This is a genomic window from Arthrobacter sp. FB24 (assembly GCF_000196235.1).
Taxonomy (GTDB): domain Bacteria; phylum Actinomycetota; class Actinomycetes; order Actinomycetales; family Micrococcaceae; genus Arthrobacter.
Window position 1 is genome coordinate 1,426,437 of the sequence record NC_008541.1, and the last position, 23,726, is coordinate 1,450,162.

A 23,726-nucleotide genomic window follows, 5' to 3' on the forward strand; every position below is an offset into this window, starting at 1 on the left:
TCGGACTGACCCGGCTACGTTTCCAGTGGGTCTCAGCGTGCCCGGAATGCATTTCTCGTGGGGGAAAACCAGTAATGAAACGGCCATTTCGATCCGTGACGCCCAAATCGGAACCGACGCCGAACCGTCGGCGTGCGGGGATTCTCCGAGCCACCGCTTTTGCGGTGGCGGGTGCTGCTTTGGTGGCTGGTGCGATTATTTATCCGGGGTTCAAGACCACTGAGGTGGAGTTGAACGACGGCGGTGTGTGGGTGGTCAGTAAGACGAAGAATGCTGTTGGCCGGTTGAATTATCCGTCGCGTGTCCTCGATGGTGCGGTGACGCCGGCGAGTACCACGTTCGATATCCTGCAGAACTCCGGGAATGTCTTTGTTGACGATGAGACCGGCTCGACTCTGAATCAGGTGTCGCCGGCGAATATGCAGCTGGGCGGGGATAAGCAGTTGCCGGGTTCGGCTGATGTCAGTTTCGGTTCCGCTGTGATTTCGGTGACGGATGCGGCCAAGGGCAAGGTGTGGGCTCTTTCGCCGTCCACGGTGAACGGCTTCGATGAGGAGGCTACTGAGCCTGCTTTGGTTGGTTCGGAGGGTTTGGTGTCCGCTGTCGGGACCGATGACCGGATTTACAGTGCGGATCCGAAGACGGGTGTTGTGACTGTGACGGCTGTTGATGCCAATGGTGAGGTGGTGTCTTCGGAGTCGGGCACGTGGGACGGGCTGAAGGGTGCCGGTGATCTGCAGCTGGCGGTGGTGGGGGATAAGCCTGTGGTCCTGGATGCGGGGCGGGGGAAGTTGTTCCTGCCGGGCGGTCGTGGGCTGGATTTGGAGAACGCGCGGGATGCGAAGTTGCAGCAGTCCGGTCCGGCGTCGGATGTTGTTGCGGTGGCGACGCGGAAGGCGTTGTTGAAGCAGCCGTTGGATGGTTCGGCGGCGAAGACGGTGTCCTTTGACGGTGAGGGTGTTCCGGCGGCTCCGGTGCAGTTGGGCGGGTGTGTTCATGCGGCGTGGTCGGGGGCGAATAAGTATGTCCGTGACTGTGTGAATGATGCTGATGATAAGAACGTTGAGGTGCCGAAGGCGAGTGCATCGCCGTCGTATGTGTTCCGGGTGAACCGGGACCTGGTGGTGTTGAACGATGTGAACTCGGGCAATGTGTGGCTGGTGAACCAGAACATGCAGCTGGTCAACAACTGGGACGACGTCGTCCCGCCGCAGCAGACCTCGGATGACGCGGACAAGGATTCCGCGGACGAGGTGCAGCAGACCGTGCTGCCGGACCGGACCAAGCCCAACAGTGCGCCGGTTGCCAAACCGGACACCTTCGGAGTCCGCGCAGGCAAGACCGCCATCCTCCCAGTCCTGGACAACGACACCGACCCCGACGGCGACATCCTCACGGTCCGCGCCCCGGATGCGATCAGCTCCGGGCTCCTAGCCCCTATCTACGGTTCCACCGGTTTCCAGGTCAGCGTACCGGCGGACAAGACCGGCTCCGAGACGTTCAGATACGCTGTGGACGACGGCCGCGGCCTCAGCGCCTCCTCCGATGTCACCCTCAACATCATTCCGCCGGGGGAGAACTCGGCCCCCCGCCGGAAGCCGAACCGGAACACCACCCTCGTAGTGCAGGCCGGCAAGCTCGTCAGCCAGAACATCCTGACCGACTGGATCGACCCGGACGGCGACGACCTTTACGTGGTCAGTGCCAGCGGCAGCGACCCCCGCGACCAGGTCAAGGCCCGGCCGGACGGCCTGCTCAGTTTCCAGGACGCCGGCTCCGAGCCCGGCCGCAAAGTAGTCACCGTGACGGTCTCCGACGGCCAGTCCACTGCCGAAGACAAAGTCACCGTAGACGTGCGCGCCCCGGGAGCGCTTCCGCCGATCGCCAACGCAGACCACATTGTCGCCGTCGCCGGCGTGGACACGGTTATGGCGCCGCTGAAGAACGATTCGGACCCGCAGGGCGGAGCGCTCCGTCTCGCGCAGGTCACTCCCGACGGAAACTCCACTGCCACCATGGGAGCGGACCAGCAGACCTTCACCTTCAACTCCACTGCCGAGGGCGCACACTATGTGACCTACCTCGTGACCAACGGCCCGGCCAGCGCACAGCAACTGGTACGCGTGGACGTCGTTCCCGGCAACGGCGACGGCGCCCCGGTCGCCGTCCGCGACACCGCCTTGCTGCCCAGCGGCGGCAATGTGCTGGTGGACGTCCTCGGCAACGATTCGGACCCCTCGGGCGGGGTGCTGGTGGTTCAGTCCGTCACCGCGGCCGAGGGCCAGCCGGTCAGCGCATCGGTGCTGGACCACTCGGTCATCAGGATCACCGACATCCGGGCAGAAGGGCAGCTCAACGTCAAGTACACGATTTCCAACGGTAAGGCCTCCGCCAGCGGGGACATTGCCGTGCTGGTGGTTCCAGCACCGGCCAAGCTCCAGGCCCCGCAGGCCAAGCCGGACGAGGTGTCGGTCCGGGCGGGCGACGTTGTCACCATTCCTGTGCTGGAGAACGACACCGACCCCAACGGCGGCAAGCTCACCCTTGAACCCGAACTGGCGCAGAAGCCCGACGACGCCGACGGCCGCATGTTCCGCTCCGGCGGGACCCTGCGCTTCATCGCCGGGGACGTTCCCAAGACTGTCTATGCGATTTACAAGGTCACCAATGAATCCGGGCAGTCGGACTCCCAGCAGGTCACCATCCGCATCCGCGCCCGCGATGACGAACGGAACACCCGCCCCGAGCCGAAGAACCTGACCGCACGCGTGGTGGCCGGCATGGTGGTGCGGATGCCGGTGCCCTTGGACGGGATCGATTCCGACGGCGACTCCGTGCAGCTGATCGGCGTGGACAAGGCTCCGGCAATGGGAACGGCCGTGGTGAAGGACGGGTACCTCGAGTTCACTGCTACCGCAACGGCCGCCGGCACCGACACCTTCACCTACCGTGTCCGGGACCGGATCGGCGCCGAGAACACCGGCACCGTAATTGTCGGCATTGCCCCGCCGGAGGCCAACAACCAGAAGCCCATTGCGGTGGATGACGCCGTGGATGTCCGGCCAGGGCGCCAGATCGCCGTCGACGCGCTCAGCAACGACTCGGACCCTGACGGGGACCCCATCGGCCTGGTGGCCAACGGCTTTGAGGCACGCCCCGAACTCCGGGTCGAGAGCGCAGACGGGGGGAAAGTACTGCTCACGGCACCCGGCGCCGCGGGCAACGAAAGCATCAGCTACAAGATCCAGGATGACAAGAAGGCCCAGGGCAGCGCCGTGATCCGGGTCCGGGTCAGTCCCGACTCCGCCCTGAAGTTCCCGGTCGCGCAGGACGATGTGGTCACGCCAGCCGAGACACTGGGCAAATCCGCCGTCGAGGTCCCGGTCCTCAAGAACGACTCGGACCCCGACGGCGTCGCCGCCGAACTCAAGGTCGCCCTGCCGGACGGCAATCCGAACGCGCGCGTCGGAGGTGACGGCACCGTCGTCGTGTCCCTCGCCCCGAAGGACCAGCTGGTCCCCTACACCGTCACCGACGTCGACGGCCAAAGCGCGACGGCGGTCATCTGGGTTCCCGGTCAAGGGGAACAACGCCCCACCCTGGCCCGCACCGACGTCCTGGAAGTGATGGCAGGCAAAGAAGCTACCATCGACCTGGGCGAGTACGTCCGCGTACGGGACGGACGCACCGCCCGGATCACCCAGGCGGACAAGGTAAGCGTCCAGGGAGCGGACCCCGGGAACATCATCACCGGCAACGGAAACGCGCTGCGCTACGCGGCGCTTAGTGACTACGTGGGGCCTGGCTCTGTCACGTTTGAAGTGACGGATGGTTCCGGTCCGGACGATCCGCAGGGGCTGAAGTCCACGCTGACCGTCATCACCCGGGTGATCCCGGACCCCAACGCCAACCACGAGCCCACGTTCAGCGGAACCGACCTCGAGGTGCCGCTGGCCGAAACTGCCAGCCTGGACCTGGGCAACCTGGCAAAGGACGTTGACGACGGGGACCAGGAGAAGCTCACCTTCGAGCTGGACGGCACACTGCCGGAAGGTTTCAAGGCAACCGTTGAGGGCCAGACGCTCAAGGTCAGCGCTGACTCCGGCATGGCCGCGGGTCGCAAGGGGATCATTCCGCTCAGGGTGACGGACGGCCGCTCCGGTGCGGTAAAGGCTGCGGTGACCGCGACCGTCGTCGCCTCCAACAGGCCGCTCCCCGCCGCCAACGAGGACGTCATCGACAATGCCAACGCCGGCCGGACCGAGACCATCAACGTCCTTGCCAATGATTTCAATCCTTTCGAGGAAAACCCGCTCAAGATCATCTCTGCCATGGTTGAAACCGGTTCTGCCGCCGGTGCTCCTGCCGTGAACGGGGACTCGATTACCGTCACCCCCGCCGAAGGCTCCAAGGGAATCATGGTGATTCGCTACACCGTGCTGGACAAGACCGGGGACCCCTCCCGGCAGGCAAGCGGCCGTGTGCGCGTCACCGTCCGGGACAAACCGGATGCCCCGTCGGCCCCATCCGCAACGGACGTGCGCAGCCGCACCGCCGTTCTTAAGTGGGCCCCGCCCTCCGACAACGGGGCGGCCATCAGCAAGTACACTGTCACGTCCAGCGGCTTCAGCCAGGACTGCGCCACCACCACCTGCACGCTCAGTGGCCTGACCAACGACGTCAAGTACGTTTTCACCGTCACTGCCACTAACGAAGTGGGGGTCTCGGCGGCATCGGTGGCGTCCAACGAGATCAGGCCGGATGAGAAGCCCTCGCCTCCGGAGGCACCCACGGTAAAAGCCGGCGACAAGAACATGGTCATCGCCTGGCCTGCGGCGAAGACCGAGGGCTCAGCCGTCAAGGGCTACAACCTGGAGATTTCGCCGCCGCCGGCCAACGGGGTTGCCGTGAAGAACGGGGTCACCGGCCTGAACTACACCTGGCCGGGACTGACCAACGGCGTGCGCTACAAGGTCCGTGCCCAGGCCGTCAACGAGCTTGGCCCCTCCGACTGGGGCATCTACTCGTCCGAAGATAATCCTGCGGGGGTACCCGCGGCTCCAGCCGCGCCGACGTCTGCCGTGGCCTCAGCTGTCGGAACCACGAACCAGCTGCGCGTTAACTGGTCGGAACCCGACACCAACGGTGATCCGATCAGGAACTACTTCGTCACGATGAGCGGAGGCGGCGGCGCGCCGCAGACCCAGACCGTAGCCGGGACAGTGCGCACCGCAAACTTCACGGCAAACAACTCCGAAGCTGAGTACACCTTTACGGTGCAGGCCGAAAACAAAGCGGGAAAGGGTGCCGTTAGCCCGCCGTCCGCGCCGCGGCGCGCCACCGGCAAACTCGGCCAGGTCTCGGGGGTCAGCGTTACCCCGGCAGACACCGGGGGAGCAGGGCGGAAGGTGACCGTCAACTTCAAGGAGCTGACCGCTGCCGAACGCAACGGCTCTGCCTACGGTGAAGTCAGCTACAGCTACAACGCCAGCACCGGCCAAGGCGGCCCCATCAAGCCGGGGCAAACCGTGGGTGGCTTCACCAATGGTGATGCCACGTCCATCACCGTGGTGGCCAACTCCACTGTGGCCCCAAGCTCGGACGCCAGCGCTGCAGCCAGGGCCACGCCGTACGGTGCGCCGGGAACGCCGTCGGCGTCGGGCCAGAACGGCGGCCAGAACCAGAAGTCCCTTAGCTTCAGCTGGTCCTCACCATCGACGGCGACGAACGACGTCGCTTACACACGGATCAATATCGATGGCCGGGGCTGGGAAACTGTCGCGGCGTCCGGAACGCGGACGGTGAACACCGGCGGCTTTGACGAACGGCACTCGATTCAGGTGCAGACCGTCAACTCCGTGGGCACCGGCGGGCCCGTTGCCGAAGCCACGGCCCAGTCCGGCCCGGCCAAGACAAATTGGGATGCCGCGGTCAACGGTTACCGCACGTGCACGGACGCGCCTGCCTCAGGGCAAACCTCGTGGCGGTCGCCGACGAACGCGGAACATACCTGCGACGGTGTCATCCGTGGCTATCCCTGGATCTACGGCTCCGGTCCGTCCTTCACGGTCAACTGCTTCATGTGGCGCACTGTGCCTGACGCCCGCGGGACCTATAAGTGGTACCGCATCAACACCCATCCTGACGGCCGCTTCGTGGGCCGGACCATCCAGGTCGGCAATACCACCCTGGGCGAACCCGAGAGTCACGGAATCCCGCAATGTTCATGACGGGCGTAACCGCAGGTCAAGCGGTTGGGGAGTGCTCCCCATCGCGGTCCCGCGGCGGGTTGGGTAGGCTGTCGCGGGAAACAGAGAGCCCGGTACCGGGTCTTTGGGAACGCTGCCCTGGGGGCGGCTGCGATTTTGAGGGATTTGAAAACTTGTGACTACTCTGTTCGGCAAGCTGGGTCTCAGGGAGCGCCGCAGAAAGTTGGTTTCGGGCACCGCTTTTGCGGTGGCGGGTGCTGCTTTGGTGGCTGGTGCGATTATTTATCCGGGGTTCAAGACCACTGAGGTGGAGTTGAACGACGGCGGTGTGTGGGTGGTCAGTAAGACGAAGAATGCTGTTGGCCGGTTGAATTATCCGTCGCGTGTCCTCGATGGTGCGGTGACGCCGGCGAGTACCACGTTCGATATCCTGCAGAACTCCGGGAATGTCTTTGTTGACGATGAGACCGGCTCGACTCTGAATCAGGTGTCGCCGGCGAATATGCAGCTGGGCGGGGATAAGCAGTTGCCGGGTTCGGCTGATGTCAGTTTCGGTTCCGCGGTGATTTCGGTGACGGATGCGGCCAAGGGCAAGGTGTGGGCGCTTTCGCCGTCCACGGTGAACGGTTTTGACGAGGAATCCACGGAACCGGTGCTGGCCGGTTCGGAGGGTTTGGTGTCCGCTGTCGGGACGGATGACCGGATTTACAGTGCGGATCCGAAGACGGGTGTTGTGACTGTGACGGCTGTTGATGCCAATGGTGAGGTGGTGTCTTCGGAGTCGGGCACGTGGGACGGGCTGAAGGGTGCCGGTGATCTGCAGCTGGCGGTGGTGGGGGATAAGCCTGTGGTCCTGGATGCGGGGCGGGGGAAGTTGTTCCTGCCGGGCGGTCGTGGGCTGGATTTGGAGAACGCGCGGGATGCGAAGTTGCAGCAGTCCGGTCCGGCGTCGGATGTTGTTGCGGTGGCGACGCAGAAGGCGTTGTTGAAGCAGCCGTTGGATGGTTCGGCGGCGAAGACGGTGTCCTTTGACGGTGAGGGTGTTCCGGCGGCTCCTGTGCAGTTGGGCGGGTGTGTTCATGCGGCGTGGTCGGGGGCGAATAAGTATGTCCGTGATTGTGTGAATGATGCTGATGATAAGAACGTTGAGGTGCCGAAGGCGAGTGCATCGCCGTCGTATGTGTTCCGGGTGAACCGGGACCTGGTGGTGTTGAACGATGTGAACTCGGGCAATGTGTGGCTGGTGAACCAGAACATGCAGCTGGTCAACAACTGGGACGACGTCGTCCCGCCCAAGAACCAGTCCAACGACCAGGACCAGGAGTCCGCGGACAACAACACGATCAACATCCTGCCGGACCGCACGAAGCCCAACCGCCCGCCGGAAACCAAACCCGACACTGTCGGCGTGCGGCCCGGGCGCACCACAATCCTCAGCGTGCTGGATAACGACTCCGATCCCGACGGCGACGTCCTGACGGCATCCGTGGTCGGTTCCGGGCCGGCGTCGGGCACGCTGCAAAGCATCTACGGCGGCACGGCTTTCCAGATCACGGTTCCGGCCGACGCCAAGCCCGGCTCCGAAACGTTCGGCTACAACGCTGCGGACGGACGCGGGCTCTCCGCCGGCGGACAGGTTTCCCTGAACATCGTCGGCGCTGACGAGAACAAACCACCCCTATTCAAGCGGGGCGACCCCACCACCATGCTGGTGGAGCAGGGCAAAACCGTCAGCCAGAACATCCTGACCGACTGGACCGACCCCGACGGCGATGACCTCGTGCTGCTGGACGCCAAGGCGGACAACGAGCAGGACCAGGTCAAGGTCCGCCGCGACGGGCTGCTCACCTACCAGGATTCCGGGGCCGCCTCCGGCAAGAAGACCGTCACGGTGTCCGTGTGGGATGGCCGTGACACCACTACCGGGCAGGTGGTGGTGAACGTGCAGCCGCCGGGTGCCCTGGCGCCCGTGGTCAACGCGGACCACGTCACCGCCGTCGTCGGCCAGGACCTGGTGATCGCACCGCTGAAGAACGACGTCGACCCCAACGGCGGAGCCCTCCGGCTCGCCCAGGTGGAAGCGTCCGGCCCGGCCGAACTCGGGCCCGTGACCGACGGCGGTACGTTCACGTTCCGCAGCGAGACCGCCGGTCCCGTCTACCTCACGTACATTGCCAGCAACGGTCCGCAGAGCAGCCAGGGACTCATCCGCGTGGACGTGGAATCAGGCAAGGACACCGGCGACCCCGTCGCAGTCCATGACGTCGCCCTGATGCCCACGGGCGGCAGCGTGCTCCTCGACCCTCTGGCCAACGACTCCGATCCCTCCGGAGGGGTGCTGGTGCTCCAGTCGGTCCAGCTTCCCGAGAACACCACAGCCTCGGTCAGCGTGATCGACCACAGCGTGCTGCGAATCACCGACGTGCTGGGCACCAAGGACCCCTTCCTGTTCCAGTACACGATGTCCAACGGAAGGAAGTCCGCCACCGGCAGCGTCTCCGTAGTCCCGGTGCCGGCGCCCGCCGTCGTGGAAGCACCCCAGCCGAAACCGGATGAGGTGAACGTCCGCGTCAACGACGTCGTCACCATTCCCGTGCTGGCCAACGACACCCATCCGCAGGGACAAAAACTAACGGTGGATCCGGTGCTGCCGCAGGCAGTGGCGGAAGCGGACGGCAAGGGCTTCGTTTCCGAAAACACGCTCCGGTTCATCGCCGGGCCCCAGCCCAAGACTGTCCGTGCCATCTACAACGCCGTGGACCCGCAGGGCCAGAAGAGCGCCGCGGCCGTCACGATCCACATCCTGCCGCTGGAAGGCGCGGAGAACTCCAGGCCGCAGCCAAAGAACCTGACGGCACGGGTGGTGGCCGCCGGGTCGGTCCGCATTCCGGTGGACCTGGACGGCATCGATCCCGACGGCGACTCCGTCCAGTTGACCGGCATCGACAGCACCCCCAATATGGGCACCGCCACTGTCGGCAGCAACTTCATCGATTTCACGGCGGCGGGCGACGGCGCGGGCACTGACACATTCCGGTACAAAGTGGTGGACCGGCAAGGCGCCGTCAATACCGGCACGGTTACCGTAGGCATCGCGCCCCGCGGCGATGCGAACCAGAAACCCACTCCTGTTGATGACGACGTCCAGGTCCGTCCGGGACGCCAGATTGCGGTGGACGCGATCGGGAACGACACTGACCCCGACGGCGACCCCATCGGCGTCGTTGGGGACGGGATCGAGGCGCCCGCGGAACTCCAGGCCACCGTGAGCAAGGCGAGCGGCCGCATCATCCTGCAGGCGCCGGCCAGCGAGGGTACGGTCAACGTCCGCTACACGGTCGTCGATGACCGCGGCGCCTCTGCCCAGGCCGCCATCCGGGTGAACGTCCGCAATGACGTGCCCTTGAAGGCACCCATTGCCCGGGACGACCGCGTGACCTCCGCCCAGACACTGGGCAAGACCGCCGTGGACGTTCCCGTGCTGAAGAACGACGAAGACCCGGACGGCGTGGGCGAGAACCTGAAGATCGCCACGGACGCCACCACTGCCCGGCCGGGGACCGACGGCAACATGATGGTGGAACTGACCGAGCAGCCCCAACTGATCCCCTACACGGTCGAGGACGTGGACGGCCAGAAGTCCACCGCCATCATCTGGGTGCCCGGCATCGGACAGCAGGTGCCGACGCTTGCCAAGGACGATGTACTCGAGGTGATCGCCGGACAATCCGTGACGGTGGACCTGAAAGAATGGGTCAAGGTCCGTGACGGACGGTCGCCCCGCCTCACCCAGACGGACCGGATCAAGCTGATCGGCGCCGACGGCGGTGACCCTGTGGCCGGAAACGGCACAGCGATCAACTACGCGGCCGGGCAGGACTATGTGGGCCCGGGGTCCATCAGCTTCGAAGTCACCGATGGCAGCGGACCGGACGATCCGGCCGGCCTGAAATCGACCCTCAGCATCCGGACAAAAGTCTTGCCGGACCCCAACCGCAACAACCCGCCCACGCTGCTGGGAAGCTCTGTGGACGTGCCCAAGGGCGAGTCCGCGGAGATCGACCTGGGCCGGCTGACCTCGGACCCTGACCGCGATGACGTGGACAACATGAAGTACGAGCTGGCGGGGGACGGCCCGGCCGGTTTCAACGCCCGCATCGACGGCAGGACCCTTAAAACCTCCGTGGACGGGGCCATGGCCACCGGCACCTCGGGCGCCGTGCAGGTCAAAGCGAAGGATCCGCGGGGACTGGAAGCGACGGCGACATTCCAGCTCGCTGTCACCGCCTCCAACCGGCCGAAACCGGTGGCTAGTGACGACGTCGAGCCCAACGCCGCCGCCGGCAAGACGGTGTCCGTAAATGTCCTCGCCAACGACTCCAACCCGTTCCCCGAGACGCCGCTGAAGATTTTCTCGGCTGCAACCGAGACAGGAAGCGGCAATGTGGAGGTCGCCGGCAGCAACGTCAACGTCACTCCTGCTTCCGGCTTCACCGGGACCCTGATTGTGGTCTACACGGTGGAGGACAAAACAGGGGAGACCTCCCGGCACGCCACCGCCAGGGTCCGGCTGACGGTCAAGGACAAGCCCCTGGCACCGGCCACGCCGCAGGCGCAAAGCGTGGGCGACCAGACCGCCCTGCTGAACTGGACGGCACCGGCGGACCGCGGCTCACCTATCACCAAGTACACGGTGTACGGTGAGGGCGGCTTCCAGCAGGCCTGCCCGGCGAACAGCTGCACGCTCACCGGACTGACCAACAACACGAAGTACCACTTCCAGGTCACTGCCACGAACGAGTTCGGCGAATCCGAGCGCTCTCCGGCGTCCGCCGAGGTCCGCCCGGACGTCAAACCCGACACCCCGGTTGCCCCGGCGCTCAAGTTCGGCGACAAACAGCTCTCCGTGACGTGGACAGCCCCGGCCAGCAAGGGTTCACCGGTCAAGTCCTACGACCTGGAGATCTCCCCGGCCCCGGCCGGGCAGAACGCCCAGATCCAGAACCTGACATCGCTCAGCTACGTCTGGAAGGGGCTGCAGAACGGGGTCGCCTACAAGGTCCGGGTCCTGGCGCGCAATGATGCCAAGGAACCGTCCGAGTGGAGCGCCTACTCCGCTGCCGAAACCCCTGCCGGTGTTCCGGTCACCCCGGCCGCGCCCAACGCGACGGCGGCGCAGTCTGTCGGAACGCAGAGCCAGCTCAGGGTGACCTGGACGGCCCCGAACAACAACGGCGACGCCATCTCCGCCTACACGCTGACCACCTTGAGGGGCGGTGCCGTCGTGACCACCCAGCAGGTGTCCGGGACGTCGCAGAACGTAACGGTGGACAACTCCGAGTCGGGGTACACCTTCACCGTGTCGGCCACCAACAAGGCGGGTACCTCGGGCACGAGTGCGCAGTCCGCGGCCGTGCGGGCGGTGGGCAAGCCGGACATGGTGGGCAAACCCACCGCGACCCTTGTCGACACCGGCGGCGACGGCGGGAAGATCGACGTCAGGTTCCCTGTCCTGACCGATGCACAGCGGAACGGATCGACTCCCGGCGAGATCACCTACAAGTACCGGCTGACATCGGGCGGCGGCAGCGGCAACATCGCCGCCGGCGGAGGGATTGTCGCGGCAGCCAACGGCACCGATACCGCCGTTGTGGTGTGGGCCGTCTCGTCCCGCAGCTCCACCGCGGGCGATGCAAGCCCTCCATCAAACGTGGTGAACCCTTACGGGCTGGCTTTCGCCCCTACCGTGCAGGGAAGCGGCAGCGGCGGCGTTGGAGACAAAACCGTTTCCTGGACCTGGAACCAGCCCAGCGGCAACGGCCGTGCGGTGACGGGCTACCAGTACAGCCTCGACGGCGGAGGCTGGGTCAACACCGATCAGCGGTCCTTCTCCAAGAGCGTGGGCTTCAGCGAGACCCACACCCTGCGGGTCCGCGCCATCAGTGCCAACCAGCCCGGGCGCATCGGCAGCGATACCTCGCGGAGCGGAGCGGAACCGCCGCCCCCGGCCCCGACGTCGTGGAGCATCACCGTTACCCCCGTCCGAAGCTGTACCGAGCCGAACCGGACCACCGATAGCTTCCGGCAGGGCAATCCCTCGAGCTGCGTCTCACCAGGCAAGTGGATGGACGCCGGCGTCACTGCGCAGTCCGACTACTACGTTGTCTGGACGAAGAGCAGTGACAACCCCACCGGCATCTGGTACCACCTGACGTCCGGTCCGGCCGCCGGCAACTTCGTCCGCCATGACACGACGGACAGGGAAAATTCGGGACCGCCGCCAGGCATGCCCCGGCGGTGACGCCGTGGCAAACAGAACAAATAGACTAATCGCTGGACTAAGCGGGCAACGGCCCGAAGATTCACCCGAACCCGGAAGAGGATTCACCCATGACCATGACAACTGAGCAGGCCGACTGGTTTGCAGGAACGTTCGAGAAGCTCGTTGCCAATGTAGGACAGGCTGTGCTGGGCAAGTCCCACGTCATCCGCCTGACCTTCATGGCCATGCTCGCCGAAGGGCACGTCCTCTTCGAAGACGCACCGGGCACCGGAAAGACTTCCCTGGCCCGTGCCTTGGCGGCCACGGTGCAAGGCTCCAACAACCGCATCCAGTTCACTCCGGATCTTCTGCCGTCGGATGTCACGGGCGTGACGATCTATGACCAGAAGACGCAGAAGTTTGAGTTCCACAAGGGCCCCATCTTCAACAACATCGTGCTCGCGGACGAAATCAACCGGGCCTCGCCCAAGACGCAGTCCGCGCTCCTGGAGGTCATGGAGGAATCCCGGGTCACGGTGGACGGCACCACGTACGAGGCCGGCCGCCCGTTCATGGTGATGGCCACCCAGAACCCGATCGAGCAGGCGGGCACCTACCGCCTGCCCGAAGCCCAGCTGGACCGCTTCCTGATCAAGACGTCCATCGGCTACCCGGACCACGCGTCCACAGTGCAGCTGCTGGGTGGCGCCAACCTCAAGGACCGGTCCAAGCAGCTCTCCGCGGTCATCACCACCCAAGCCATCGCTGACATGGCTGACCTCGCCGCCACCACCCACGTGGACACCGCTGTGCTGGAGTACATCTCACGGCTGTGCGAGGAGACCCGCAACGCCCCGGAGACCCGGCTCGGCGTCTCGGTCCGAGGTGCCCTGGCCATGGTCCGGGCGGCCAAGGTCTGGGCCGCAAGCCAGGGCCGCAACTTCGTCCTGCCGGACGATGTGAAAGACCTCGCCAGCGTGGTCTGGACCCACCGCTTTGTGATGGACCCGGAAGCGGAATTCTCCGGCGCCACCGCGGAGGCCGTGCGGGCCCGCGTTCTGACGGACGTCGCTGCCCCGCAGCAGCGCGCCGCCGTCTAGATGGTGCCCCTGCACTATTCCGGCACATTCACCGCGCGAACAAAGGCACAGATATGTCCAGCAGCACTCCGTTGACCCGGCTTGCTGAACGCCTGAAAAGGCCGTTTTCAGGCGAGGGGAGGGCCTCCCGGCTGCACCCCGCCGTCATGTGGTCAGAGGCTGTCAGCACGGCCGGCCTCGCGCTGGCGCCCGCCTGGTCCAAGGTCCGGGAACTCTGGCTGAAGTACGTGTGGCCGGTTCTTTCGGTCGTGAGCGTCCTTGGCTGGTCCGTCCTGGCCGCATCAATCCTGCTGTGGAGCGTCGGCCAGTCCTACGGCTGGCAGGAGGCGAAGGCGGCGGCCGTGGCGGCCTTCGTCCTCTTCGTCCTTGCCGTCGGGTTCATCCTGGGCCGTTCCTCCTACGGGGTGGTTTTGGACCTCGCCAGGACAAGGGTGGCCGTGGGGGACAGCGCCGTCGGAAGCATCGCGGTCTCCAATACCTCCGCACGCCCCCTTCTGCCGGCTGCCTTGGAACTTCCTGTGGGAGCCGCCACCGCCGTGTTCCACCTGCCGCGGATGAAACCGCAACAGGTCCACGAGGACCTCTTCACCATCCCCACGGCCCGCAGGGCCGTCATTGTGGTGGGCCCGGTGCGCTCCGTCCGGGCCGACCCCCTGCACCTGCTGCGGCGGCAGGTGCTCTGGACTGAGCCGGAAGACCTCTACGTGCACCCGCGGACCGTTGCCCTGGCCGGTTCCGCCGCAGGCTTCATCCGCGACCTCGAAGGCATGCCCACCACCGACCTGTCCAGCGCCGACGTTTCGTTCCACGCCTTGCGCGACTACGTGCCGGGCGACGACCGCCGCCACATCCATTGGAAGACCACCGCACGGACCAACAAGCTCATGGTGCGCCAGTTTGAAGAGACCCGCCGCGCCCACCTGGCCATCTCGCTGTCGATCAACACCGACGAGTACGACTCCGAGCAGGAATTTGAGATGGCCATTTCCGCCGCCGCGTCCATCGGCCGCCAGGCCATTCGCGAGCAGCGCGAACTCGATGTCCTCACCCAGAAGGGTCCCCTGCGGTGTGAAACCGGCCGGAACATGCTCGACGACATGACCCGGATCGTGGGCATGCCGATGCGGAAGACCGCCGTCGACCTTGCCCGGACGCTGGCGGACACTGTCCCGAACGCTTCGGTGGTCTTCTTCGTGGTGGGCAGCCGTGTCACCCCCGCCCAGCTCCGCTCGGCAGCCGCATCCGTTCCACCGGGAGTGCGGAGCCTCGCCGTCCGCCTCCAGACCGGGGCCGCGCCTGCACGTGCCAACATCGCGGACCTGACAGTCCTGACGCTGGGCGACCTGTCCGACCTCGCCATCATCCTCAGAAAGGCGGCTGCATGAGCTCCGCGCCCGCACTCCGCCAGCGCAGGCAGCCCGCGCAATCACAACCGTCCGCCTTCAGCGACGGCCAGCCCGCCTGGCATTTCGCGCTCGACGCCGGGGCCCTGGTTGTCCTGCTGGGGCTGGGGGTCCTGGGCTTCAGCCTGAGCTTCGGCGGCGACCCCTACTATTTGATCGCCGGATTCGGCGGCATCCTGCTGGGCCTTGGCATTGCCGCGGCCAACGCCCACTTCAGGCTCGGCACGCTCATCACCGCCGCCGCCGTGCTCGGTTCCTACCTGGTTCTTGGAACACTGCTCGCCGTGCCGGACGCGGCCATCGCCGGCTTTGTCCCGACGCTCGAGTCACTGCGGACCCTTCTGCTCGGCGTCGTCTTCGCCTGGAAGGACATGCTCACCGTGGGTGTACCGGTAGGCACCGCCGGCGGGATGCTCATTGTTCCGTTCCTCAGTGCCCTCCTCACCGCGCTGGCCGCGGGACTCATGACCTGGCGGCTGAAGAGCCCGTATTGGCCGCTCCTGCCCGTCCTGGTGCTCTTCGTGACCGGCATAGCGTTCAGCACCAACGCCGGCTTCCTCAACGTGGAGCGGGGCATCTCCCTCACGGTGGTGGCCGTGGCGTGGGCAACCTTCCGCCGCGACGCACACCGGCGCAGCGACACCCGCAAGGTGTCCGTCAACCGCCCTGAGTCGGATGCCGCCACCGCCCGCCGCGCCAAAGTGCGCCGGCTCGGTTCCGCCGCCGGCGTCATCGCCGCCTGCGTTGCCATCACGGCTGTGGCTTCGCCCCTTGTCACCGCCGGCGATGACCGGACGGTCCTTCGAAACGTGATCGTTCCGCCGTTCGATCCCAAGGACTACATCACCCCGCTGGCGAGCTTCCGTAACTTCGTCAAGGACAAGAAGGACGACAACCTGTTTGTGGTGAAGGGCCTGCCACGGGACGGGCGCGTCCGGCTCGCTGCCCTTGACGCCTTCAACGGCACCAACTACAACATGGACCCGGACAGCTCCGGCAACTTCAGCAAGGTGGGGGATGCCAAGTCCCTGAACACCCTGGCCGGCTCCGACGGTATTGTGCCCAGCAACGACTACACCCTGGACATCACCATCGAGGACTACCAGGGATACTTCCTGCCGGGCGGCCGCCGCACCACCGGGATCAGCTTCACCGGCGAATCGTCCGGTGCAGCGTCCGGACTCTACTTCAACTCCGGAACGGACACCGCAGTCACCACCAGGGGCCTCGCGAAAGGCGATGCGTACAGCGTCCAGGTGTCCGACCCCGCCAAGCTCGAACATGGCCAGCTGACGCAGTACGACTTTGCCAAGGTGGCGCTCCCGGACGCCGCTGAAGTGCCGCCTGTGGTCGGTTCACAGGCCAACGATTTGTCAGCCGACGCTCCGACGGCAATCGACCGCGTCCGGCAGATCGAGGCGCATTTCCAGAAGAAAGGCGCGTTCAGCAACGGCCTGATCGACGAAGGCCAGCTGCCCAGCGTCTCAGGGCACGGCTCGGCACGCATCCGCAGCCTGCTGACCGCCAAGCAGATGCTGGGCGACGACGAACAGTACGCGGTGGCCATGTCCCTGATGCTCCGGCACCTGGGCATCCCGTCACGCGTGGTGATGGGCTTCTACCCGGACCCCAAGAGCCCGGAAAACGGCGCCGGCGAAGTCAAAATCACCGGCAAGGACGTCCACGCCTGGGTTGAGGTCGCTTTCGACCGCGTCGGCTGGGTGTCATTCGACCCCACGCCGCCCAAGGACAACGTCCCGATTCCGCCGGACCCGGAAAACAAGTCCAAGCCCAAACCGCAGGTCCTGCAGCCGCCGCCTCCGCCGCAGGAGCCGGCAGACCTGCCGCCGGACTCATCCCCGGACGCACTGGACGCTGACCAGAAGAAGAACAATCCCTGGCTGTTCTGGGGCCCCATCCTCGCGGCACTTGGAATTGCCCTGATCCCCATCGGCATCCTGGCGCTGCCGCTGCTGCTCATCGCGCTGCTCAAGAGCCGGCGCCGCAAGGCCCGGTTCTCCGACGGGCACCCAGCCCAGCGTGTCGGCGGCGGCTGGAACGAAGTGGTCAGCCTCGCAACGGACATGGGCGCCGCCATCGATACCCGGGCCACCCGCCGGGAGTCCGCCGTCGTCCTGGGTGAGGCATTTCCGGGAACGGCGGGGACCACCACCCTGCTGGCCCGCCGCGCTGATGCCTCCATTTTCGGTGCCGGCCAGCCGAGCGAAGCGGAGGTCCAAGAGTACTGGACCATTGTGGACGGCTCGCTGAAGGAGATGACAGCTACGGTCGGTTTTTGGAGACGGCAGGCTGCCCGGTTCTCGCCGCGCTCCCTCCTGGCAGACGGCCGGACCGCACTCAGCCTCCGCGGTTTCAGGCTTGTCCGGACGGCAAAAGATGATCCCGCGGGTAGGGTGGTGGACGGTCCGCCCCCGGCGCCCGGCCAGGTTGCCGGCCAGCCGGATGTCCCGGCAGCAACGCCGGCTCCCGGACAGGCACCAACACCCGCACCATCCGGACCGGAGAATGAACACACCGTGCTGAGGCGCGATCTGAGAGAGAACCGCAACGAACCATGACGCATGACGCCGAGCGCTGCCAGCGCTGCCAGCAGTTGATCCGTCCCGGAGCGACGTTCTGCCCTGCCTGTGGTGCCCCGCTGAGCAACCGGGCCGCCCGCAATGACCGCAACATAGACCACTCGCAGCGGGAGCTGATGGATCGGGCCGCCGCGCACGGCAGCCCGATCCCCGGTAGTATCCCCGTAGTGCAGGCCCGGACGGAAGCCGCCGGACCCGGCGCTTACGAACAAGCCGCCAGCCCCGGCGCCTATGGACAAACGGTCCAGGCACAGGGCGGGCACGTACAAGGGGGAGGTACCGGAATGGGTGGCAAGCTGGACGTGGTTCCCGCGGCGGCCGGACGACGCCTGGGCGCCGCCGTGCTCGACTGGGTGGGACCGGCCGCGCTTCTCATCGTGATGTTCACCATTGGATTCGCCAGCATCACGCGCACCCAGAGCGGCGGCTTCATCATCTACGACACGGGGTTGCTGGTACTGCTGGGCGGCATCGCCGTCGGCCTCACCGTGGTCTACATCCTGGTGCTTCTCGGAATTGAGGGCCGCTCCGGCAACACGATCGGCAACCGGCTGATGGGAATCCGCAGCACGGACCAGGACGGCTACGCCCCGGGCGCCGGCGCCCTGTTCCTGCGCGGCCTCATCACCGGGGCAGGGATCCTCCTGACCGTAGTGGCGGCAGTGTTCGTGGTGGTTTTCAAGTGGTTCGAGGCGGCCCTGTGGATCCTCGCACCGCTGGCCCTGCTGGGTGTCGCCTGGGCCTGCGTCGTGGTGGTGTCCAATTCCTGGGACAAGAACGGCAAGCGCAGCGGCTGGCACGATACCGCAGCCAAAATTCTCATGTTTGATGTCAACGCCGGCCGGAACCCCCTGACTACCGGGGGAATCCAGGGCCCCTACAGCTTCGCGCCGCTGGACCTGCCCCCCGTGCAGCAGGTCTCTTCGCCCGTTGCGGGTGCGGCTGCAAGGCCGGCCCAGGCCGTGCCCGTTCAAGTTCCGGAGCCGCAGCAGGGGTTCAACCAGCCTGTCGCCATCCCGCAGCCACCCCTGAACCCGAACCAGTGGCAGCCGCCTGCCATGCCCCAGCCGTTGGCGGGCGCCGCCGTATCTGCCTCCGCCCCGTTTGCGGCGCCCGCGCCGTCTGCGGCGCCCGTCCCGGTCCGGGCGCAGCCCGCACCGGACCCGGTCCCGACCAGGACCCTGCCGGATCCGGCCGTTCAGAACCCTGCAGTTCAGAACCCGGCCGTTCAGATGCCCCCGCAGGGGTGGGCCCTCCATCCCGACGACGACCACGACCGGACGCAGATGCGGGGACAGACCGTGCCGGCGCCGGAGGCCGTGCTCCGGATCAGGCTGGACGACGGCCGCGACTTCGAGCTTGACCAATCGGTACTCATCGGCCGGAATCCCGGCGGCCTCCCCGGCGAACACGTCGCGCAGCTGCTGGCTGTGGCCGATCCCGGCCGTTCCATCTCCAAGACCCACCTCCACCTTCGGGCGGACAACGGGGGAATCTGGGTCACCGACCGCAACTCAACCAACGGCAGCGCCGTCACCACTCCGGACGGCATCCGAACTGCTTTGCAGGCCGGGGAACCCGCCTACGTACGCCCAGGGTCCACCGTGCACTTCGGTGACCGCACCTTCCACCTAGGACAGGCATGAATCCCCAGCCGGCAGCCGCCACCTCCGCAACGGGCAGGGAGCCCGGACTCCAACTGAGCTGCGGCTACGGTACAGACCGTGGCCTCCGCCGGGAACTCAACGAGGACTCCTTCATTGCGTCCGATCCCGTGTTCGCCGTGGCGGACGGCATGGGAGGCCACGAAGCGGGCGAAATCGCCAGCGGAATCTGCGTGCGGACACTCGCCGGAATGCCGCAGCTGGCCACCGGGGAGAGGACAGCCACGGCCGCCGTCGTCCAGCAGTACCTGGTCAGCGCCGACGAACGGATCCGCACCGCCACCGGGTCCCGTGCCGGCACCACCCTCTCCGGAGTAGTGGTTGTTGAGCAGATGGGTGCGCCGTACTGGCTGGTCATGAACATTGGCGACTCCAGGACCTACCGGCTGAGCCAGGGCGAGTTCGCGCAAGTCACCGTTGACCATTCCGAGGTCCAGGAGCTTGTGGACGCCGGTGAAATCACCAGGGAACAGGCGGCGGTGCACCCCCGCAGGCACGTGGTGACCCGCGCCCTGGGCACCGGCGACGAGACGGAAGCCGACTACTGGCTGCTGCCCGTCGAGGAAGGCGACCGCATCATGATCTGCTCCGACGGGCTGAACGCCGAGCTGACGGACGATCACATGTTCCGCATCCTGAGCACCGTCGGCCACCCCCAGGACGCCGTCGACGCGCTGATCCAGGCCGCGCTGCGCAGCGGCGGTCGGGACAACGTCACCGTGATCGTTGTGGACGCCAAAAACGTAATGAACGACGCCGGAACGGACACCGCGCCCCGGCCCGCCGCGGGCGTCGAAGACGAGGACACCCTGCCCCGCGCCCAGGTGCCGGACAGTACCGAAGTGGACACCGAGGAGCTTCCCGAGGCTCCCGGTGCCGTCCTGCCCGCGGACGCCCCGGACTCCGCGAACGATTCCGTGACCGACACCGAGGGCCGCCACGATGGTCTCAAGTAGCTACACCCCGGGCACCTGGCTTGGCGTGGTCCGGGCGGGAACCGCGGTGCTGCTGCCGCCCGCGACGCCACACGCGCTTGTGGACTCGCTCTGGGAACTTCTGGGCGGAGAGCCTGAGGTCCACGAAGTACTTCACGCGGTGACCAGTGCCTCCTCCGGCTCGCTGGCGCAGATTCCCTGGTTCGGCATTGTGGACTTCCGGGAATCCCTGCGGGTCTTCCTCCGCGGCGACATCGAGCTGACGGCACACCTCGCCGCGGACGAAGTGGAATTGAACGGCAGCGACGTCACCACGTGGACCGAGCGGCGCCTCAGCGAACCGGAATGGTACAGAGTGTCGGTTCCGGGCAACGCGGCCGGTGCAGCTGAACTCCCGCTCGGGGAGGGGGTTGTCCTGCTGCAGAGCCTCACTGCGGGCCGTGTTCCCGGTGCCAGGCCGTCCCGGCCGGCAGCTCCCGTCCTTGAGGTGCCCCTGACGGAGCTGCCCTCGCCGCAGGAGCAGGACTCCGTCCAGGTCCCGGTTGTGGTGCCTGTCGAGGTCCCGGCATCCGAACCGGTCCGCGGCGTGCCCGCTGAAGCCGTGGCTGCTGATGGCGTGCCCCCTGAAGCCGTGGCTGCTGATGGCGTGCCCCCTGCCGAAAGCGGTGCCGCGGCAGAACACGGTGCATCCGCCGAAACCGTTATAGGCATACCCGACGAAGACTTCGAAAATGCCGATGACGGAGTCACGGTGCTGCCGGATGACACAGGTTCGGAGCAGGCAGGATGGGACGACGCCGTGGCGGACGTGCCCGGTGCCGCCGCTCCTGCTGAATCGCAGGATCCGGCGCCCGCGAACGAGCTGACTGGAAGCTACGACCACCTGTGGGAAAAGACCGTGGTGCGGCGCATTGAGGACGCCGCGGTGCGGGACGAGCCCGAGGACGAACCTGCCGCGGCCGATGCAGAGGCGGCGGTGGCGACGGAGGAAGACAGACCGGAAGAAGCCGTCGACGTTGCCGGTGACCAGCAGCCGACGGCAGCGCAGGAGCAGCAGCCTGCCCCCGTGCAGCCCCTCATCCCTGCGGATCAGGGCGCCCTGATCGACTCCGTTCCCTGGAACACCGGTGGCGAAAGGCCGGCCCGGACCTCCGGGCCGCCGTCGTTCGTTCCGGCATCCCCGGGTGTCGGATCCCATGAGATGCCGGACCGCGGCAGCCCGGCCGCGTTGCCGCCGGCTCTCGAAGGCGACCACGACGGCCAAACGATCATGAAGAGCGACCTCGCCGGGCTCGGGACCGCACCTCAGGTCCACGCCCCGGCCGGCGGAAGCGAACCGGCCACCGGGCCCATGGTCCTGGCCCGCGTCTGCCCGCAGGGCCACGCCAACCCGCCCACGCATTCGCAGTGCGCCGGCTGCGGCATGGCGCTGGGGCAGGACGCCGTGCAGGTCCGGAGGCCGCGGCTGGGCCGCGTCCGGGTTTCAACCGGTGAACTGATCGACCTGGACCAGTCCTTGGTGATCGGCCGCCAGCCGTCGGTTTCCAGGGTTCAGGGCGGAGGCATGCCGCGGCTCGTCCAGGTGGCCAGTCCCAGCGGTGACATCTCCCGGTCCCACGTTGAGGTCCGCCTCGAAGGCTGGCACGTGATGCTGTGCGACCTCAAGGCCACGAACGGCACCCTCCTGGTCCGGGAGGGTCAACCGCCCAGGCGCCTCGCCCAGAACGAAATGGCCATTCTTCTTGACGGTGATATTGCAGAACTCGGCGATGACGTGTCGCTACGGTTCGAGGAGATTCTATGAGTGCCAAGCGGCCTGTAGCCCCGCCGCCCGCCATTCCAGGATTCACGTATGTCAGCCTGCTGGGTTCGGGCGGCTTCTCAGACGTCTACCTGTATGAACAGGACAGGCCGCGCCGCAAGGTGGCCGTCAAGGTGCTTCTCTCCGACCTGAAGACAGAGGGTGCCCGGCGCCGCTTCGAATCCGAAGCGAACCTGATGGCGCAGCTGTCCTCGCACCCCTACATCGTCACCATCTTCGAAGCCGAGGTCACCGAAGACGGCCACTCCTACCTGGCCATGGAGTACTGCTCCAGGCCCAGCCTGGACGTCCGCTACCGGCGCCAGCGGTTCAGCGTGGACGAGGTCCTTGCTGTCGGAATCCAGGTGGCCTCCGCCGTCGAGACCGCCCACCGCGCCGGCATTGCCCACCGCGACATCAAACCGGCCAACATCCTGGTGACCGATTACAACCGTCCGGCACTGACTGACTTCGGCATCTCCGGCACCCTCGGCAGCGACACTGATGAGGACGCCGGGATGTCCATTCCCTGGTCGCCGCCCGAACAGTTCCGGGACGGTCCGGTGGACGGCGTGATGGTGGACGTGTGGGCCCTCGGTGCCACGCTGTATACCCTTCTTGCCGGTCGATCCCCGTTCGTCCTGCCGGGTGCGGACAATTCCCAGCGCGAACTGATTTCCCGGATTACCAACTCGCCCGTGCCACGGCTGGGGCGTGCGGACGTTCCCGAATCGCTGGAACTCGCGCTGGCCACGGCCATGGCCAAGTCGGCAGCCTCGCGGTACTCCTCGGCCCATGCCTTCGCGCTGGCCCTGCAGCGGATCCAGGCTGAACTGAATCTCTCAGTCACGCCCTTCGAGGTCCTCGAGGAGGCACACGGCGAGGAAAACCATCCGGACGACGGCTTCGAAGAAACCCGGGTCCGCAGCATCGCCTCGGTGGACCCCGACCAGACGGGGAACGCTCCGACGTTCCCGGCCAGGACACGTCCCGCTGCCTTTACTCCTGTCGTGCCGGTGGCACCGCCGGCAGGGCCCGCCCCCGGGCCGGTCCCGGGACCGGGCGCCCGTCCGGACCTACACGATGACTGGTCGCAGGGCACCATGCTGCGGGGGAGCGTCGCGTCAGGGCTGCAGCCCGGCGGTGGCCACGATGCCGCCGACGACGCGACCGTCCACCGTGGTGCTCCCGGACGCCCGGCCGGGTGGCAGGGCGGCCCTGCGGGCCGGGATGACCGGGGCGACGAACATGTAGCCGCCACGGTCAACAGGCCGCAGGCGCTGCAGGAGGCGACGGCGGAAGGCCCCGTCGACCACAGCAAACGGAACCTCTGGCTGTCCGTGGCCGGCGGCGCCGTGCTCGTCGTCGCCGTCGTGGTGGGGTTGGTGCTGGGTGCGTCCCGGCCGGAACCGGTGGTTGAGCCCACCGGACAGGTTTCAAAGCCGCCGGCTGATGCCATCGGGGACGGGACGGTTCCGGACGTCACGAACATCAAGGCCGTCACGGAAGCAGGCAAAGTCCGGTTCACGTGGACCAACCCGCAGCCCAAACCGGGTGACACGTACAAGTGGCAACTGACTAATTACGGTCAGGAGGAGGGGCCCTTCCAATCCAGCAAAGAGGCCCAGGCCGAAGTGGCTTATGGCAAAGCGGACTTCTTTTGCATCAAGGTCATGATTGTCCGCAGTGACGGGTCCGCATCTCCGATGACCAGCCGGGACGCATACTCATGCATGCCGTCGTGACCGGCAG

At 66.5% G+C, this 23,726-nt stretch carries 9 protein-coding genes; all 9 read left to right on the top strand.

Annotated elements, in window-relative coordinates:
* Nucleotides 1-74 precede the first annotated feature (74 nt).
* The 9 genes from ARTH_RS06520 (at nt 75) to ARTH_RS06560 (ending at nt 23,719) form a co-directional block, all read left to right on the top strand.
* Entirely contained in the window at nt 75-6,230 is a 6,156-nt protein-coding gene (locus ARTH_RS06520; RefSeq protein WP_011691147.1) for an Ig-like domain-containing protein, read from the top strand.
* A gap of 154 nt (nt 6,231-6,384) precedes the next feature.
* Nucleotides 6,385-12,510: an Ig-like domain-containing protein gene (locus ARTH_RS06525; RefSeq protein ID WP_043429557.1), complete on the top strand. Its 6,126-nt coding sequence runs from the start codon at nt 6,385-6,387 to the stop codon at nt 12,508-12,510.
* A gap of 89 nt (nt 12,511-12,599) precedes the next feature.
* A complete protein-coding gene (locus ARTH_RS06530; RefSeq protein ID WP_011691149.1) occupies nt 12,600-13,571 on the top strand; it encodes an AAA family ATPase in 972 nt (323 codons plus the stop codon).
* 53 nt (nt 13,572-13,624) lie between these two features.
* Nucleotides 13,625-14,956, top strand: a complete 1,332-nt coding sequence (locus tag ARTH_RS06535) for a DUF58 domain-containing protein (protein ID WP_043429559.1) — start codon at nt 13,625-13,627, stop codon at nt 14,954-14,956.
* On the top strand, nt 14,953-17,553 hold the full coding sequence (locus ARTH_RS06540) for a transglutaminase family protein (protein ID WP_011691151.1): 2,601 nt from the start codon (nt 14,953-14,955) through the stop codon (nt 17,551-17,553). The genes ARTH_RS06535 and ARTH_RS06540 overlap by 4 nt, the downstream gene beginning before the upstream one ends.
* Nucleotides 17,550-19,220, top strand: coding sequence for an RDD family protein (locus ARTH_RS06545; RefSeq protein ID WP_011691152.1), 1,671 nt, complete (start codon nt 17,550-17,552; stop codon nt 19,218-19,220). Before ARTH_RS06540 ends, ARTH_RS06545 begins: the two co-directional genes overlap by 4 nt.
* Entirely contained in the window at nt 19,217-20,194 is a 978-nt protein-coding gene (locus tag ARTH_RS06550; RefSeq protein ID WP_011691153.1) for a PP2C family protein-serine/threonine phosphatase, read from the top strand. Before ARTH_RS06545 ends, ARTH_RS06550 begins: the two co-directional genes overlap by 4 nt.
* Complete coding sequence (locus ARTH_RS06555) at nt 20,181-21,977, top strand: FHA domain-containing protein (RefSeq protein WP_011691154.1); 1,797 nt, start codon at nt 20,181-20,183, stop codon at nt 21,975-21,977. The genes ARTH_RS06550 and ARTH_RS06555 overlap by 14 nt, the downstream gene beginning before the upstream one ends.
* Nucleotides 21,974-23,719, top strand: coding sequence for a serine/threonine-protein kinase (locus ARTH_RS06560; protein WP_011691155.1), 1,746 nt, complete (start codon nt 21,974-21,976; stop codon nt 23,717-23,719). Before ARTH_RS06555 ends, ARTH_RS06560 begins: the two co-directional genes overlap by 4 nt.
* The last annotated feature ends 7 nt before the right edge of the window (nt 23,720-23,726 follow it).

Excerpts from the sequence above, each read along its gene's own strand:
- ARTH_RS06520 (WP_011691147.1), top strand. The coding sequence starts at position 75 with ATGAAACGGCCATTTCGATCCGTGACGCCCAAATCGGAACCGACGCCG.
- ARTH_RS06540 (WP_011691151.1), top strand. The coding sequence starts at position 14,953 with ATGAGCTCCGCGCCCGCACTCCGCCAGCGCAGGCAGCCCGCGCAATCA.
- ARTH_RS06535 (WP_043429559.1), top strand. The coding sequence starts at position 13,625 with ATGTCCAGCAGCACTCCGTTGACCCGGCTTGCTGAACGCCTGAAAAGG.
- ARTH_RS06555 (WP_011691154.1), top strand. The coding sequence starts at position 20,181 with ATGGTCTCAAGTAGCTACACCCCGGGCACCTGGCTTGGCGTGGTCCGG.
- ARTH_RS06560 (WP_011691155.1), top strand. The coding sequence starts at position 21,974 with ATGAGTGCCAAGCGGCCTGTAGCCCCGCCGCCCGCCATTCCAGGATTC.
- ARTH_RS06550 (WP_011691153.1), top strand. The coding sequence starts at position 19,217 with ATGAATCCCCAGCCGGCAGCCGCCACCTCCGCAACGGGCAGGGAGCCC.
- ARTH_RS06530 (WP_011691149.1), top strand. The coding sequence starts at position 12,600 with ATGACCATGACAACTGAGCAGGCCGACTGGTTTGCAGGAACGTTCGAG.
- ARTH_RS06545 (WP_011691152.1), top strand. The coding sequence starts at position 17,550 with ATGACGCATGACGCCGAGCGCTGCCAGCGCTGCCAGCAGTTGATCCGT.